The following is a 15,117-nucleotide window of genomic DNA, read 5'->3' as shown; positions in this document are numbered from 1 at the left end:
AATCTACGAGGCCGACTCGCACGGTGTCTGCTGACATCTGTCACAACGACTCGTGCGCGCCGGCACTACAGGGTCGCGCCGGGCGCCGACAGCATGGTCCCCATGAGGAACCCGGTGATCGACGTGGAGGGCCTGAGGTGCCGCTACGGCGACTTCGAGGCCGTGCGAGGGGTCGACTTCGAGGTCGCCGAGGGCGAGCTGTTCGCCCTGCTGGGCACCAACGGCGCGGGCAAGACCACGACCATGGAGACGCTGGAAGGGCTGCGGCCGGCGGACGCGGGCTCCGTGCGGGTGCTGGGCGCGGACCCGTGGCGCGAGCGGGCGGCGCTGCGCCCCCGGACCGGGATCATGCTCCAGGAGAGCGGCTTCCCGGCGGACCTGACCGCGAGGGAGGTGGTGACCCTGTGGACCGCGACGAGCGGGCGGCGCGCCGGCGAGGACGTGCTGGAGCGCCTGGACCTGGCGCACCGGCGCGACGTGCGGGTCAAGCAGCTGTCCGGCGGTGAGCGCCGCCGCCTGGACCTGGCGCTGGCCGTGCTGGGGCGGCCCGAGCTGCTGTTCCTGGACGAGCCGACGACCGGCCTGGACCCGGAGTCGCGGCAGCGCACGTGGGAGGTGGTGCGCGGGTTGCTGCGCGACGGCACGACCATCGTGCTGACCACGCACTACCTGGAGGAGGCCGAGTCGCTGGCCCACCGGCTGGCGATCATGCACGAGGGGGTGGTGGCGGTGTCCGGGACGCTGGAGGACGTGCTGGCCGAGCAGCCGGCGCGGATCTCGTTCGACCTGCCGGCCCGGCTGGGGGTGGACGCGCTGCCGATGCTGGCGGGCGACGTCGTGCACGAGCCGTCGGGGCGGGTGGAGGTGCGCACGTCGGAGCTCCAGGAGGACCTGGCGGCGCTGCTGGCGTGGGCGGGCGCGGCGAACGTGCGCCTCGGGCGCGTCCGCGCGCACCACGCGTCGCTGGAGGACGTCTTCCACGCGGCCCGGTCCCGCTCGTTCGCCGAGGCGATGGCCGCGTGATCGCCGCCCTGGGCGTGGCCGAGCTGAAGCTCCTGCTGCGCAACCGCACCGCCGCCGCCCTGGCCGTGCTCATGCCGCTGGGCGCGGGCCTGTTCTTCGCGACGAACGTGGAGGACGCCGACGGCTGGCCGATGGTCATCGCCCTCCAGCTGCTGTTCGGTTTCGGCTTCTCGGTCTACGTGACCGTGACGACCACCCTGACCTCCCGCCGCCAGGACCTGTACCTGAAGCGCCTGCGCACCGGCGCGGCGTCGGACGCGGTGGTGCTGACCGGTGTCCTGCTGCCGGTGGTGCTGCTGGGCCTGGCCCAGTCGCTGGTGCTGCTGGGCATCAGCCTGGCGGCGGGCGCGCCGGTGCCCGAGCGGCCGGAGCTGGTGCTGCTGGCGCTGGTCGGCGGCACCGCCCTGACCTGCGCGGCCGGTGTCGCCACCAGCGGCCTGACCGGCACCGCCGAGCTGGCCCAGATCACCACGGCGCCGTTCTTCTTCGCCATGGTCGCCGGGGTGCTGCCCGCCCTGGGCCCGGACCCGGACCCGCGCATGCTGCTCCTGCCGGGCAGCGGCCTGGGCGTGCTGGTGCGGGAGGCGTGGGGCGGCGGTGGCGGGCAGCTCGACCTGGCGGCGCTGTCGCTGGCCGGCTGGACCGCCGTGGGCATCGCCCTGTCGATCAGGTTCTTCCGCTGGGACCGGCGCGGCTGAGGTCAGGGGTGGACGGGAACCCGCCCGCCGCCGTCGGTGCGAGCACTCGACGGCGGCGAGCCGGTCCCGGGTACGGGTTCAGCTCGGCAGGGTGCGGAGGAGCCGGCGGGCGTCGTCGCGCAGCACTTCGCTCCAGCGGGCGAGGTCGCGCGCGGCGTGCACCCGGACGTGCCACGGGACGGTGTCGTCGAACGCCACGTCACGGGCTGCCGGCACAGCGCTTTCGCGGTGCCCGCGGTGCACCCGGAGGAGGGCTTCGGCGCAGCGCAGGCGCGCGACCGGCGGGAGGTCGCGGTCCCGGGTCATCGCGCGCAGTGGTGGCGCCGCCTCCAGCGGCGCGAGTTCACCGATCGCCCGCAGCGCGAGCAGGCGGTGCAGGGGGTTGTCGTTCTCGGCCAGTTCGCGGAGCGTGGAGAGCACCTCTCGTCGTCGGCTGCGGGCGGTTCGCCCGAGCAGCCCGGCGGCGGCGATCCGGGCCGTTGTCGGCAGGTCGGGGTCCTCGGCCATCGACCGCGCCACCTCGGCGGCCTTGGTGCGCCCGGCAGCGCCGAACAGGGCCAGGTCCCTCGCCGCCGCGCACCGCGACGCGGGCCGGTGCGCCCGGTCGGTCGCGATGGACCACAGCACCGCCGCGCCCGCGGCGCGGTCCTCGGGGAGGAAGTCGCGAAGCAGGGTGCTCACCTGCCGCCGGGTGGCGGGAGCGGTGCGCTCGTCGTCGCGGACCGCCCGGAGCCCGGCCAACCCGCGCACGTGCCGAAGGCGGAACGCCGCCTCGATCCGCAGGCGGGTCGAGGCCCGCTCGTCGGCGATCACGCGATCCAGGAAGTCGACGACCGGCGCGGGCGGCGTGGAGCACAGGTCGTCGACGAACCGGGCTGCCCGGAAGCGGGTGTTCCGGGGCGCCGTCGCGTCGGCCACCAGCCGCAGGTCGTCCTCCAGCAGTCGTCGCCGGAGCGCCGAACCCCGACCGGTGAAGAACAGCCGGCCGGTCATCCCGAGCAGCACTTCCTCGGCTTCGGGAGCCGATTCGGGGGAGAGGTCGATCAGCGCGTTCGCCGCCGAGACGCGTTCCTCGGCAGGGGATTCGGGCGCGGTGAGCACGTCGCGCGCCACCGCGATCGCTTGGTCGACCAGAGCCGGGTCCTCGGACCGGGGCAGGCGGGAGCGGAGGGGCAGCAGGGTGTCGGTCAGCATGTCGTGTTGTGCGGTTCTCCACGCGCGACCCGAGAGGAAGCGGACCATCCACCGGCGGACGTGACCGTCGGCCCCGGGGTGGTGCACGACCGGGAGGACCAACGAGTCCTCTTCCCCGAACCGGATGGCGTTGAGCCGGTCGAGCCCTTCGACCAGTTCGGCTCGTCCTTCCGGCGTCGTCCCGGGAGCGCGGAGCGATCGGCGGAGCAGCGCGACGGTGTCCGCCCAGTGCGACCTGTCGAGCCGCACCAGGTCTCGTGCGGCCCCGCACCGCTCGCCCGTGTCGGCGTCTTCGTCCGCCAGGACGTCGCGCAGGTGCTCGATCGCGCTGTCGGGCGGTGCGCCGAGCCGCACCAGGTCCATCAGCGCTCGGCTTCGCCTGGCCGGCGACAGGTGGGGATCGGCTGCTTGGCGCTCCAGTTCCGACACGGCCCCGCGATGAGCGGAACCGTGCGTTTCGATGAGCAGCTTCGCCGCTTCGTACCTGGAATCGCACGTCGCGTCGCCGTCGTTCAGCTGCGCCTCCACGGAGGTCGTGGGCGTGGCGCCCAGGAGGTTCACGGCCTCCCTGCGCGCGTAGGGCTCGGCCAGGGGATCGGACCCGATCTCGCGCAGGACGTCGACGGTGGCTCCGTCCTGCTCGCCGAGATCGGCCAGCATCCCCGCCGCCCGGATCACGTCGATGTGGTCGGTGTCGGGATGCCTGATCACCTCGCGGAGGTGATGGGCGAGCCGTTCTCGTGTCGAACGAGAGCTTTCGAGGAATCTGCGGGATACGAACGGGCTGGAAAAGCTGTTGTCGCGCCCCGACCTCCACAGCTCGATGACGGCGTCCAGGACGAGGGGATGAGCCCTGTGGTCCAGGCTCATCAGGGTGTGCGCGGCCACGTCCCTGTTCGACGTGGACTGCGATGGGTCCAGGATCACCTGCGCCAGCGCTTCGACTGTGGCGTTCCTGGTGTTCTCACCAATGCCCCAGGCAGCCCCGTAGATCACCGGTCCTCGGACGTTCTCCTCGACGGGGACGGCGAGTCGGGCGAGTGCTTCGTCAGCCGCCTCGCTGTACCGGTCGTCGAGCGAGGACAAGGTGCGCCAGATGTCGAAAGCGTCTTGTCGTGGTGGATCCGCGTCGAGCACCTGGAGCAGCTGGTCGATGACCTCCCGGTGCAGTTCGGGGCTGATCTGCGCCAATCGGGTGGCGGCGTTGTGCCGCATCGACGGCCTGAGGTCCGCGTCGGCGAGTTCGGCGCGCAACCGGCTGACGGCGTCCACCCGGTGCGGTTCACCGAGTTCGGCGAGCCGCTCGAGTGCCGCCGCGCGCTCGAAGCCGGTGACCAGCGGGTCGTCGGCGAGGCGCAGCAGGGCCCGTGCCCCCTCCGCGCGGTAGGCCGGGCCCAGGTCCAAGAGGGCGTCGATCGCCCAGTAGACGGTGTTCTCGTTCGATTCGTGGTCGTCGATCACCTCGCGCAGGCGGGTCGCCGCCTGCTCGTGGTCCTGGACGCCCAGGTCGTTCAGGGCCACCAGGACGTCGCGGAGTGAGTGCCGGTGGACCGGGTCCGCCGCCATGTCCCGCAGGTGCTGCGCGGCGGCGGCGCGGTGCTGTGGTCCGAGCCTGCCCAGGGTCTTGGCGGCCTGCACGCAGTGGTACTCGTAGTGCGGCGCTTTCCGGGCGATCAGCTCGGTCAGGGCCGCCGCCGCGTGCTCCAGGTGCTGCGACCCCAGCGTGGCCAGGGCGATGGCGGCGTCGTCACGTCCTCGCATCGACCTGACCGGGTCGTGCAGCACCGCCCCGAGCACCTCGGCGCAGCGCTGGTGGAACTCGACGGCGATCTCGGCCAGACCGGTCGCGGCCTCGACCAGTTCCCCGTTCGGCAGGAGCGGGTCGTCCAGGAAGCCCAGCAGGGCTTCGACCGCACGGGCGCGACCGGCGTGGCCGAGGCCCGCCAGCACGACGGCCGCCGTGCGGCACTCCGCCATTTTGGCGAACCGGCTCGCCAACACCGCGTCCAGGCCCCGCTCGGCGGCCTCGCGCTCCGGCGCCCCGCAGTGCGCCAGCGACTCGGCGGCGCCGAGCCGGTCCGCCACGGTGACGGACGGGCTCTCGACCGCCGATCGCAGCAGCGCCACCGCCTCGGGAGCGGTGTCGGCGCGCAGGCGGGTGGCCAGGGCGGTGGCCGCCTCGATGCGCGACGCCCAAGGCGCGTGCGCGTCCCGCATGATCCCCAGCAGCCAGGGCTCCAGCGCCGGGTGGTGGGCGATCCGACTGGCGTGGCCCAGGATCGCCGTGCCGGGGTACCGCTTCGTCATCGCCCAGCCCCGGACCGTGGTCAGGAAGCCGTCGATGACACCCGAAGAGGCCGGCAGGTGCTGGGCGAGCAGCCTGGCCGCCAGGACGTGGTGCGTGTCGCCTCCCCCGTGCAACCACTCGACGAGCCGGTCGGCCTGGTCGGGCCGCAGCCTGGTGTAGTGGAGGAGCACCGCGCGGGCGTGGCGTCCCCGGTCGCCCTGCAAGGCCGCGTGCACCAGCGCCGGGAAGTCGTGGTGACCCGCGTCGAACCCCGGCGGCAGTTCCCGGGCCCTCGCGGTGGCGGCGAGGTGCTCCGCGAAGCTGTGGTGCAGGAAGCGCAGGTCGTCGCCGCGGTGGACCAGGGGGCCGACCGCGGTCAGGAACGACGTCAGATCCTCGGTCCACCCCACCCGGACCGCCACCCGCGCGGAGACCCACTCGCGAGCGGCCGCCACCAGCGACACGTCGGTCTCCAACCGCACCCGGCCCAGGTGCTCCAGCAGTCCGTCCCGCAGGTGGTCGAACGGACAGGGCGGGTTCTCGCGCCCCGCGAGCAGGTAGCCGAGGTATGCCTCGTACAGCTCGTACTGGTTGTCCGGCAGGGGGCGGTCGTCGTGCTGCTCGAAGACGATCGCGGCGATGGTGGCCAGCAGCGGCACGCGCACCAGTTCGTCGAGGTGGGCCTCGCGCGCCTGTCGCAGGAACCGCTCGGCGCGCTCCGGGTCGAACCACCTGCGGGCGAACCGCCGGAACGCCTCCTCGTCGAACGGCTGCAACTCGTACCGGGCGGCGGACACGCGCTGGAGCGGGGCCAGGACCGTGCCCTCGATCGGCCGGGTGGTCACCACCACCCGGTACGGCGTCCCCGACCGCGCGCAGCGCTCCAGGACCCGGACCAGCCTCGCCTGGTCGTCGGGGTCGGCGACCTCGTCCAGCCCGTCGACCAGCAGCAGCCAGCGGCAGCCGGCGACCCGGCCGGTCACCTGCCCCGGCTCGACCTCGGACCACAGCAGGGAGCCGTAGTCCGCGCGGCAGCTCTCCACCAGGGCTTTCGGGAACGGCAGGTCCAGGCGCTTGGCCAGCTCGCGCGCGGTCACCCGGAGGGGGAGCACGACCTCGGCCAGCGGCGGCGGCTCGGCGCCGCCCAGCCACAGCGCGGCCAGCTCACCCGCCAGGCGCAGCGACAGGGTCGACTTGCCCTGACCCGGGCCACCGGTGACCAGCAGGTGCTCGTCGTCGTCCAGCGCCTCCTGGACCGTCCGCGCCGGAGGGCGAACGGCCAGCCGCGGCTTCGGCGCGGCGCGCTCGCGCAGGAGACCGCGTTCGTCCAGCTCGGGTTCGGTCCGGTGGTCCTCGTGCTGCTCGTCGGCGCCGGTGCCCAGATCCTGCCGCACGTAGACGGTGTCGAGGGACGGTGTCCGCGCGCCCCGCAGCCGGTACGGCATCCGGCGCGCCGACTCCTCCTGCGCCTCCAGCAGCGACCGCACCTCGACGGGCAGCACCGGCAGCGCCGACCACCCCTCCGGCGCCGGGCGCCGGTCGACCCGCTCGGCCCGGCGGCGGGCCTCGCGGCCCTCGCGCGCCGCCTGCCACAGCTCGACGGCCCGCTGCTCGTCCAGGGCGAGCGCGATGACCAGCGCGTCCAGCGCCTGCCTGCCGGGCAGGAAGAGGCCGTTGCCCATCTCGGACACCTTGGTCCGCGACAGGCCGATCCGCCTGCCCACCCACTCCTGGGTCACCCCGGCGGCGGCGCGGCGGCGCTCCACCTCCGCGCCGAAGGCGCGCTCCTGCGCGGACGGCTCCACGCGTCCCCCTCCCTGTCCGGGAAGCGTCCCGGCGCTGTCGGGACGTCCCGCGACCGTCCCACGCTAGCGGCAACGGATCGCGTCGGGCGGCTACGAGGAGTCGGGATGGGGAACGAGTCGGTGATCACCGCAATCCTGTGGGCGGTCGGGTGCCTGGCGCTGCTCGCGCAGGCGGCCCTGCTCGTGGTCGTGTGCCGCGTGACGAGGTCGCCGGTGACGGTCAACGTCGTGGCGGGCAGCGCGGCGGACGTCGTCCAAGCGGGTTCCGTCGGGGACGGCCCGCCGTGACGGGTCAGGCCGCCGCCCGGCGCCCCAGGTTCACCAGGTGGAACCCGGCCTCCACGACCTTGTCCAACGGCAGCAGGTTGCGGGTGTCGACGATGACCCGCCGGTGCACCGAGTCGGCCAGCGCGGGCCAGTCCAGTTCCGCGAACTCGGGCCACTCGGTCAGCACCAGCAGCCCGTCGGCCCCCCGGGCCACCTCCTCCGCCGAGCCCAGCACCCGCACCGGCCCGCAGTCCCGCCGCACGCACGGGTCGTAGCCGACCAGCCGCGCGCCCTCCTCGGCCAGCAGCGCGGCCACCGCCAGGGCGGGCGAGTCGCGCAGGTCGTCGGTGCCGGCCTTGAACGTCAGCCCCAGCAGCCCGAGCCGGGCGCCGCGCAGGGGGCCGATCGCCGCGCGCGCCAGGTCCACGACGCGCCGCGCCTGGTGGCCGTTCGTGCCGATGGTCGCGCGCAGCAGCGGGAAGTCGACGCGCGCCTCCTCGGCGGCGGACAGCAGCGCCTTGGTGTCCTTGGGGAAGCACGAGCCGCCCCAGCCTGGTCCCGGTTCCAGGAACGCCGTGCCGATCCGGTCGTCCAGCGACATGCCCTCGGTCACGTCCGAGATGTCACCGCCGACCCGTTCGCACAGCTCGGCCAGGCTGTTGACGTAGGACAGCTTCATGGCCAGGAAGCAGTTGCTGGCGTACTTCACCAGCTCCGCGCTGGTGCTGTCGGTGACCACCGCCGGCGCGCCCGTGCCCTCGTAGAGCCCGACCACGCGCCGCGCCGCGTCCTCGCCGCCGGCGGACGCGCCGACCACGACCCGCTGGGGCCGCAGGAAGTCGTCCACGGCGTGGCCCTCGCGCAGGAACTCCGGGTTGGACACGACGCCGACGTCGTCGCGGCCCAGCAGCCCGGCCACCCGCTCGGCGGTCCCGGGCGGCACCGTGGACTTGAGCACCACCGCGCAGCCGGGCCGCACCGCGCCCCGCGCCTCGCGCAGCACGGCGTGCACGGCGGCCAGGTCGGCCGCGCCGTCCGCGCCGGTCGGGGTGGGCACGCACAGGAACACGAAGTCCACACCGGACAGCGCCTCGTCGTTGCCGAGCACGAAGCGCAAGCGCTTGCCCCGGACGCCCTCCTCGACCAGCTCGGGCAGCCCCGGCTCGTGCGCGCCCACCTCGGCCCGCGACAGCGACTCGACCTTGGCCGGTTCCACGTCCGCGCACACCACGTCGTGCCCGAGGCGGGCGAAGCACGCCGCCGTGGTCAACCCGACATAGCCCGCGCCGACGACGCCGATCCTGGCCACGGTCCACCTCCCATCAGCGCTCGTGCGGCCGCCAGCACCTCGCCGACGCCGATCTCCAGCAGGCCGGGGTCGGGCTCGTCGGCGAACGTGTCGCCGGTCCGGCCGCGCCACAGCGCCACGTGGGGCCCCGACGCGCGCGGTCCCCAGTCCGCGGGCGACACCGGCCCGAACAGCACCACCGACGGCGTGCCGAACGCGGTGGCGACGTGGGCCACGCCCGTGTCGCCGCACACCACCAGCCGCGCGCCCGCCACCAGGTCCAGCAGGCCGCCCAGGTCGCCGGTGCGGGTGCGCCCGCCCCCCGCCACCTCCCGCACCAGCGGCTCCTCGGCGGGGCTGCCGGTGACCACCACGTCCGGGCCCAGCGCCGCCGCGACCTCGGCGAACCGCTCGGCGGGCCAGCGGCGGGCGCCGTGGCTCGCGCCGGGGTGCACCACGACCGCGCCGGTGGCGGGTCGGCGCGGCAGGCGCAGGTCGTCCGGGTCGCAGGCGATGCCGAACTGCGCCAGCAGCCGGCACCACCGCACCACCTCGTGCTGCCGCTCGACCCAGGGCACGTGCGCGCCGTGCGTGATGAGCCGGCGCGGCCGGGTGGCGCGCAGCAGCTCGGCGCTCCGCGGCCCGCGCCCGTGCAGGTTGACCGCGAGGTCCGGTGGCGCGCAGTCGATCGACGCCCAGTCGATCGGCTCCAGCCCTTCGGTGGGCAGCAGCCGGTCGACGGCGTCGATCCGCGCCACCGCGTCGGCCAGCCAGGCGGGCGCGGCCAGCACCAGCTCCGCGCCGGGGTCGGCGCGGCGCAGGCCCCGCAGCGCGGGCACGGCCGTGAGCAGGTCGCCCAGGCCGAGCGCGCGCAGCACCAGGACCCTCACCGCCGCACCACCGGCGGCCGTTCGGCGTGCGGGTCGAACACGTCGGCGGCCCTCGGCGGGCCCACGCGGCGGTGGCGCACCTCGCCGAGGACCCGGTGCAGGCACGCGGCGGGCGGGATGGCGGCGCTGGTCACCAGCATCTTCACCACCTCCTCGCGGGTGCGCGGCCCGGGCGCGATGCGGTCGGCGGCGAACTTCGCGGTCAGCGCCGCCCACGCGCCGCCGAGCAGCAGCGCCGCCTTCCGCGCCCCGAGCAGCCCGGCCAGCACGGCCAGGGCGGCGGACGCGGTGGTCGCCGCGTGCCGGGGCAGCCTGGTGGGCGCGCCGCCGAACTCCTCGCGCCAGCCGCGCCCGAACAGGCGGCGCACCAGCGCGTCGTCGGCGTTGCCGCGCTGCTGCCGCACGCTCACGAAGAAGTCGGCCTCCCGCACCGGGTGGGTGGTCACGCGGTCGCCGGTGACCACCCGGTACCCGTGCCGCTGGACGCGCAGCGCCAGCTCGGTGTCCTCGCGGTAGGCGCGGGGGAAGCGCTCGTCGAACCCGCCGCAGCGCACCAGCGCCGCCCGCCGGTAGGCCATGTCGGCGGTGATCCACCTCGCGGTCGCCAGCCCGGCCGTGTTGCGCTCCCAGTCGGTCGGCGCCCGGTCGGCGGGCAGCGGCACGGTGATCCGCGCCTGCGACGCGCCCACCTCCAGGCCCAGCCACTCCAGGTCGGCGACCAGCCGCGCCTTCCAGTCCGGCGGCGGCACCACGTCGTCGTCGAGGAACACCACCCACTCGCAGCACGCGGCGCGCCACCCGGCGTTGCGGGCGGCCGCGGGACCCCGGCCGCCGGTGCGCAGCACGCGCGCCGCGTGCGTCGCGGGCAGCGGGCCCGGGTCGGGCCGGTCGTCCACCACGATCACCTCGCGCGGCGGTGGCCCGGAGCCGCGCTCCAGCGCGTCCAGCACCACGCCCAGGCTCGACCGGCCGACGGTCGGGACGACCACCGCGTAGTCGACGTCCCCGCTCATCGCCGCACCACGAACCGGCCGATCGCGAGCAGGTCGACCGGCGCCGAGCCGAAGCACTCCAGCGCGTCGCGCGGGTCGTCGACCATGGGCCGCCCGGCGGTGTTCAGGCTGGTGTTCACGACCACCGGCAGGCCGGTGCGCTTCTCGAACTCGCCGAGCACGCGCGCCACCAGCGGCTCGTCGGCCGGGTCGACGGTCTGGGCGCGGGCCGTGTGGTCCACGTGCACCACGGCCGGGATGCGGTCGCGCCACTCGGGTTTCACGTCGTGCACGAACAGCATGTAAGGGCTGGGGAGCGGCCCCCGCTCGAACAGCTCGGGCGCGCGGTCGGCCAGCACCATCGGCGCGATCGGCCGGAACTGCTCGCGGCCCTTGACCTCGTTGAGCCGGGCCAGGTTCTCCTGCCTGCCGGGGTGCGCCATCAGCGAACGGCGGCCCAGCGCGCGCGGACCGTACTCGCTGCGGCCCTGGAACCACGCCACGACCTGGTCGTCGGCCAGCGCCTCGGCCACCGCGACCGCCACGTCCTCCGGCTCCTCGTAGGCGATCTTCGCGTGGTCCAGGTACCCCCGGACCTGCTCGTCGCTCCACGAGCGGCCCAGGTCCGCGCCCGGCATCGGCGCGGCCGGCTCGCCCGCGTCGGCGACCACGGTCAGCGCCGCCCCGAGCGCGGTGCCCGCGTCGCCCGCGGCCGGCTGCACCCACACCTCCTCGAACGGGCCCTCGGCGAAGATCCGGGTGTTCGCCACGCAGTTCAGCGCCACGCCGCCCGCCATGGTCAGCCGCTTGTGCCCGGTGCGCCCGTGCAGCCACCGGGCCAGGTCCAGCAGGACCTCCTCCAGCCGCGCCTGCACGCTCGCCGCCAGCTCGGCGTGCTCCCGCGTCACCTCCTCGTGCGGCTCGCGCTTCTTCGCCAGGGTCGCCCAGTTCAGCGGCATGACCGCGAACCCGCCGTCCTCGGTCGCGTAGAAGTGCTCGCGCATCAGGTCCAGGTGGCGCGGCTCGGCGTAGGAGGCCAGCGCCATCACCTTGTACTCGTCGCTGGAGCGCAGGAAACCCAGGTGCTCGGTCAGGTCCTCGTAGAGCAGGCCGAGGGAGTGCGGCAGGTGCTGCGCGGCCAGCGTCTCCAACCGGTGGCCGCGGTAGCTGCCCGCCAGGTGCGAGCGGCACTCGCCGCGGCCGTCGTTGACCAGCACGGCGCAGTCGCCGCCGTACGGCGCGGCCAGGCCCGCGGACGCCGCGTGCGCCACGTGGTGCGGCACGAACCGCACGATCGCCGGGTCGAGGCCGGGCAGCGCGGTGGCCAGGAAGTACGGCGCCCGGCGGGCGTACTCGGTGCGCAAATCCTCCCACGGCACGTCACTGGGCTCCACCAGGTCCGGGTCGTAGGAGTAGGCGACCGCGTCCAGGTCGCCCGGCGTCAGCCCGGCCCGCTCCAGGCACCAGCGGGCGGCCAGCTCGGGCTGCTCCCACGCCGAGAACGGCACCGGCCGCTTGCCGTGCTTGCGCCGGGAGAAGCGCTCCTCCTCCGCGGCCGCGACGACCCGCCCGTCGACCACGAGGGCCGCGGCGGGGTCGTGGAAGATCGCGTTGATGCCGAGCACGCGCACGGCGTTCCCCTTTCGCTCCTGTGTGGACCGGCCTGGGCCGGTCACCCGACGGGGTGGCGGTCGAACGACCGCCGCAGACCCTCGGCCAGGGTGATCTCCGGCTGCCAGCCCAGCAGGTCACGGGCCCGCGAGATGTCCGGCCTGCGCCGCCGCGGGTCGTCGGTCATGGCGTCGACGTGCTCGACCACCGACGAGCTGCCGGTGAACTCGATCACCCTCCGGGCGACCTCCAGCACGGTGACCTCCTCGGGGTTGCCCAGGTTCACCGGGCCGAGGTGCCCGCTGCCCGCCATCGCCAGCAGGCCGCGCACCAGGTCGTCGACGTGGCACAGCGACCGGGTCTGCCGCCCGTCGCCGTGCACGGTCAGCGGCTCGCCCGCGAGGGCCTGGCGCAGGAACGTCGGCACCATCCGGCCGTCGTCCGGGCGCATCCGCGAGCCGTAGGTGTTGAAGATCCGCACGATGCCCGCGTCCACCCCGTGCTCACGGCTGAACGCGCACGTCAACGCCTCGCCGTAGCGCTTGGCCTCGTCGTAGACGCTGCGCGGGCCGATCGGGTTGACGTTGCCCCAGTACGTCTCCCGCTGCGGGTGCTCCAGCGGGTCGCCGTAGACCTCGCTGGTGGAGGCGACGACGACGCGGGCCCCGGTGGCCCGGGCCAGCTCCAGCGCGTGCTGCGTGCCCAGCGCGCCGGTCCTCAGCGTCTCGACCGGCATCCGCAGGTAGTCCACGGGCGACGCCGGGCACGCCAGGTGCAGCACCAGGTCGACCGGGCCGGTCACGTCGAGCGGGTCGCACACGTCCGCCACGACCACGTCCAGCCGCGGGTCGTCGGGCAGGTTGTCGGGCGAGCCGGTGCGGAAGTCGTCCACGCACACCACCCGCGCACCGCCCGCCAGCAGCGCCTCGCACACGTGCGAACCCAGGAAACCGGCGCCGCCGGTCACCACCGCTCTTTCGAAGCCCATGAAAGTGAGCTACCCGCGAAGTGCGGGTGTAACCACCGCTCACCCGGGTAGCGCCCGCCGGCGCCCGGAAAGGCGGTGGTGGGCGCGGCGCAGGACCGGGCCACCCGGCGGCACGGCCGGTCGGCTACCCGGCCAGGGCGTCCCGCTCCACCACCACGTCCGACGTGCCGTCCACCCGGTACCCCACCCCGCGCACCGTCGTGATGAACGACGCCGCGTCACCGAGCTTGCGACGCAGCCGCCGCACGTGCACGTCCACCGTCCGCGTGTCGACCGTGCTCGTCCCACCCCACACGCTGTTCATCAGCGACGCCCGCCGGTGCACCTGCCTGGGGTGCGTGCACAGGTGGTGGAGCAGGTCGAACTCCAACCGGGTCAGCTCCACCGGCCGACCGCGGTGCAGCACGCGCCGCGAGTCGACCAGGACCCGCAGCTCGGGTTCCACCCGCCGGGGCAGCTCGCGCACCGGCGGCAGCTCGACCACCACCTCCGACTCGGGCAGGTCCAGCGCGGACCGCAACGCCTCGGCGAACCGCTGCGCCCCGTCCACCACGTGGGACGGGGGTGCGGACAAGCGGATGGCGATCGTCACCTCGACGTTCGTCACACCAGGGAATGCGCTCACACCAGTGATACGACCAGCGGGAACAGGCGCGGGTCAACGGCTCCCGGCACGTGGAAGCCCTTGACAAGGTGCATGATGGCGGCATGACGAGGAGCACCACCCTGAACACCGGCGTGACCATGCCGCAGCTCGGCTTCGGCGTCTTCCAGGTGTCCACTGAGGACACGCACGCCGCCGTCACCGAGGCCTTGGAGGTCGGTTACCGCAGCATCGACACCGCCGCCGCCTACGGCAACGAGGAGCCCGTCGGCCGCGCCCTGGCCGACTCCGGCGTCCCCCGCGACGAGGTCTTCGTGACCACCAAGCTGTGGAACTCCGACCAGGGCTACGACGAGGCGCTGCGCGCGTTCGACACCAGCATCGCCAAGCTCGGCCTGGACCAGCTCGACCTCTACCTCATCCACTGGCCCGCGCCCGGGCAGGACCGCTACGTCGACAGCTGGCGCGCGCTCGGCAAGCTCCGCGCCGACGGCCGGGTCCGCGCCATCGGCGTGTCCAACTTCCAGCCCGCGCACCTGGAACGCGTCATCGACGCCACCGGCGAGGTGCCCGCGTTGAACCAGGTGGAGCTGCACCCGTGGCTCCAGCAGGGCGAACTGCGCGCGTTCCACCGGGCGCACGGCATCGCCACCGAGGCGTGGAGCCCGCTCGCCCAGGGCGGCGACCTGCTCGCCGACCCGGCGATCACCTCCATCGCCGACAAGCACGGCCGCACACCCGCCCAGGTGGTGCTGCGCTGGCACGTGCAGCTCGACAACGTGGTCATCCCCAAGTCGGTGACGCCGAGCCGCATCGCGGAGAACGCCCGCATCTTCGACTTCGCGCTCGACCAGGAGGAGCTGGACCTGATCGCCGGCCTCGACCGCGGCCTGCGCACCGGCCCGGACCCCGACACGTTCGGCTGACCCGAGCCGCTCACACCTCGACCGGGCCGCCCGAGCGCCAGTACTCGCCGCCGGCCCGGTCGAGCAGCCCCTCGTCGACCAGGTACCGGCGCACGGTCACGTGGTCGACCTCGCCACCCTCGCACCACGCCTTGAGCACCGCCACCACGTCCTTCTCGGCGTAACGCCGCCCCGGCTCGAACGCGGTGCTCACCTGTTCGAGGACCGCCCGCCTGCGCTCGCGCTGCGCGGGGAGCCTCACCAGCCGCCCGCCTCGGACGAACGGGTCCTCCCGCACCCGGTCCGCCTGCCCGACCCGCGCGGCGTCCTGGAACAGCTCCTCGCGCACCCGCAGGCCCGACGCGTCGGTCACCACCAGGCCGGCGGTCCGCAACCTGCGCAGCGCGTGCTCCACGCCCCGGGTGTCCAACCGGGTCGCGTCGACGACCTCGGCGCCCGTGCGCGCACCCAGCACGACGGCCGCCACCACGCGCAACCTCTCGGGTTCCGCCAACAGTCCGAGCAGAGAATCAGGGGTCACGGGCAGAGCCAACCCCAACCGCGC

The 15,117-nt window shown here is 74.6% G+C and carries 12 protein-coding genes; 4 read left to right on the top strand and 8 right to left on the bottom strand.

Annotation, left to right across the window (positions count from 1 at the left end; translation table 11 throughout):
* Nucleotides 1–102: 102 nt before the first annotated feature.
* Together ABD223_RS09535 and ABD223_RS09530 are read left to right on the top strand one after the other, a co-directional pair.
* Nucleotides 103–1,023 carry an ABC transporter ATP-binding protein gene (locus tag ABD223_RS09535; protein WP_344035646.1) on the top strand — a complete coding sequence of 307 codons (921 nt, stop codon included), beginning with the start codon at nucleotides 103–105 and terminating at the stop codon, nucleotides 1,021–1,023.
* Complete coding sequence (locus ABD223_RS09530; RefSeq protein ID WP_344035645.1) at nucleotides 1,020–1,721, top strand: ABC transporter permease; 702 nt, start codon at nucleotides 1,020–1,022, stop codon at nucleotides 1,719–1,721. The genes ABD223_RS09535 and ABD223_RS09530 overlap by 4 nt, the downstream gene beginning before the upstream one ends.
* Before the next feature lie 78 nt (nucleotides 1,722–1,799).
* Here the strand turns inward: ABD223_RS09530 and ABD223_RS09525 are convergent, their stop codons facing one another.
* Nucleotides 1,800–7,007 (bottom strand): NACHT domain-containing protein, encoded by a 5,208-nt coding sequence (locus tag ABD223_RS09525; protein WP_344035644.1) that lies wholly within the window; start codon nucleotides 7,005–7,007, stop codon nucleotides 1,800–1,802.
* Nucleotides 7,008–7,112: 105 nt separating this feature from the next.
* Between ABD223_RS09525 and ABD223_RS09520 the strand changes: the two genes are divergently transcribed.
* Nucleotides 7,113–7,295, top strand: a complete 183-nt coding sequence (locus tag ABD223_RS09520) for a hypothetical protein (RefSeq protein ID WP_344035643.1) — start codon at nucleotides 7,113–7,115, stop codon at nucleotides 7,293–7,295.
* Between the two features lie 4 nt (nucleotides 7,296–7,299).
* On the opposite strand, the gene ABD223_RS09515 is transcribed toward ABD223_RS09520, so the two are convergent.
* The 6 genes from ABD223_RS09515 to ABD223_RS09490 form a co-directional block, all read right to left on the bottom strand.
* Nucleotides 7,300–8,583, bottom strand: coding sequence for a UDP-glucose dehydrogenase family protein (locus ABD223_RS09515; RefSeq protein WP_344035642.1), 1,284 nt, complete (start codon nucleotides 8,581–8,583; stop codon nucleotides 7,300–7,302).
* Entirely contained in the window at nucleotides 8,541–9,452 is a 912-nt protein-coding gene (locus tag ABD223_RS09510) for a glycosyltransferase family 9 protein (protein WP_344035641.1), read from the bottom strand. The genes ABD223_RS09515 and ABD223_RS09510 overlap by 43 nt, the downstream gene beginning before the upstream one ends.
* A complete protein-coding gene (locus ABD223_RS09505; RefSeq protein ID WP_344035640.1) occupies nucleotides 9,449–10,465 on the bottom strand; it encodes a glycosyltransferase family 2 protein in 1,017 nt (338 codons plus the stop codon). Before ABD223_RS09505 ends, ABD223_RS09510 begins: the two co-directional genes overlap by 4 nt.
* Nucleotides 10,462–12,075 carry a carbamoyltransferase family protein gene (locus ABD223_RS09500; protein WP_344035639.1) on the bottom strand — a complete coding sequence of 538 codons (1,614 nt, stop codon included), beginning with the start codon at nucleotides 12,073–12,075 and terminating at the stop codon, nucleotides 10,462–10,464. The genes ABD223_RS09505 and ABD223_RS09500 overlap by 4 nt, the downstream gene beginning before the upstream one ends.
* 41 nt (nucleotides 12,076–12,116) lie before the next feature.
* Nucleotides 12,117–13,043 carry an NAD-dependent epimerase/dehydratase family protein gene (locus ABD223_RS09495; protein ID WP_344035638.1) on the bottom strand — a complete coding sequence of 309 codons (927 nt, stop codon included), beginning with the start codon at nucleotides 13,041–13,043 and terminating at the stop codon, nucleotides 12,117–12,119.
* Between the two features lie 124 nt (nucleotides 13,044–13,167).
* Entirely contained in the window at nucleotides 13,168–13,650 is a 483-nt protein-coding gene (locus ABD223_RS09490) for a winged helix-turn-helix domain-containing protein (RefSeq protein ID WP_344035637.1), read from the bottom strand.
* A 101-nt stretch (nucleotides 13,651–13,751) separates the two neighbouring features.
* Between ABD223_RS09490 and ABD223_RS09485 the strand changes: the two genes are divergently transcribed.
* Entirely contained in the window at nucleotides 13,752–14,573 is an 822-nt protein-coding gene (locus tag ABD223_RS09485) for an aldo/keto reductase (protein WP_344035636.1), read from the top strand.
* A gap of 10 nt (nucleotides 14,574–14,583) precedes the next feature.
* On the opposite strand, the gene ABD223_RS09480 is transcribed toward ABD223_RS09485, so the two are convergent.
* Nucleotides 14,584–15,066 (bottom strand): DUF2087 domain-containing protein, encoded by a 483-nt coding sequence (locus ABD223_RS09480; protein WP_344035635.1) that lies wholly within the window; start codon nucleotides 15,064–15,066, stop codon nucleotides 14,584–14,586.
* Nucleotides 15,067–15,117: the final 51 nt, after the last annotated feature.

The sequence above is a fragment of the Saccharothrix xinjiangensis genome, assembly GCF_039527585.1.
In the GTDB taxonomy this organism is placed as follows: Bacteria; Actinomycetota; Actinomycetes; order Mycobacteriales; family Pseudonocardiaceae; genus Actinosynnema; species Actinosynnema xinjiangensis.
The sequence above is the reverse complement of the archived record's forward strand: the minus strand, read 5'-3'. Positions and strand labels throughout refer to the sequence as shown.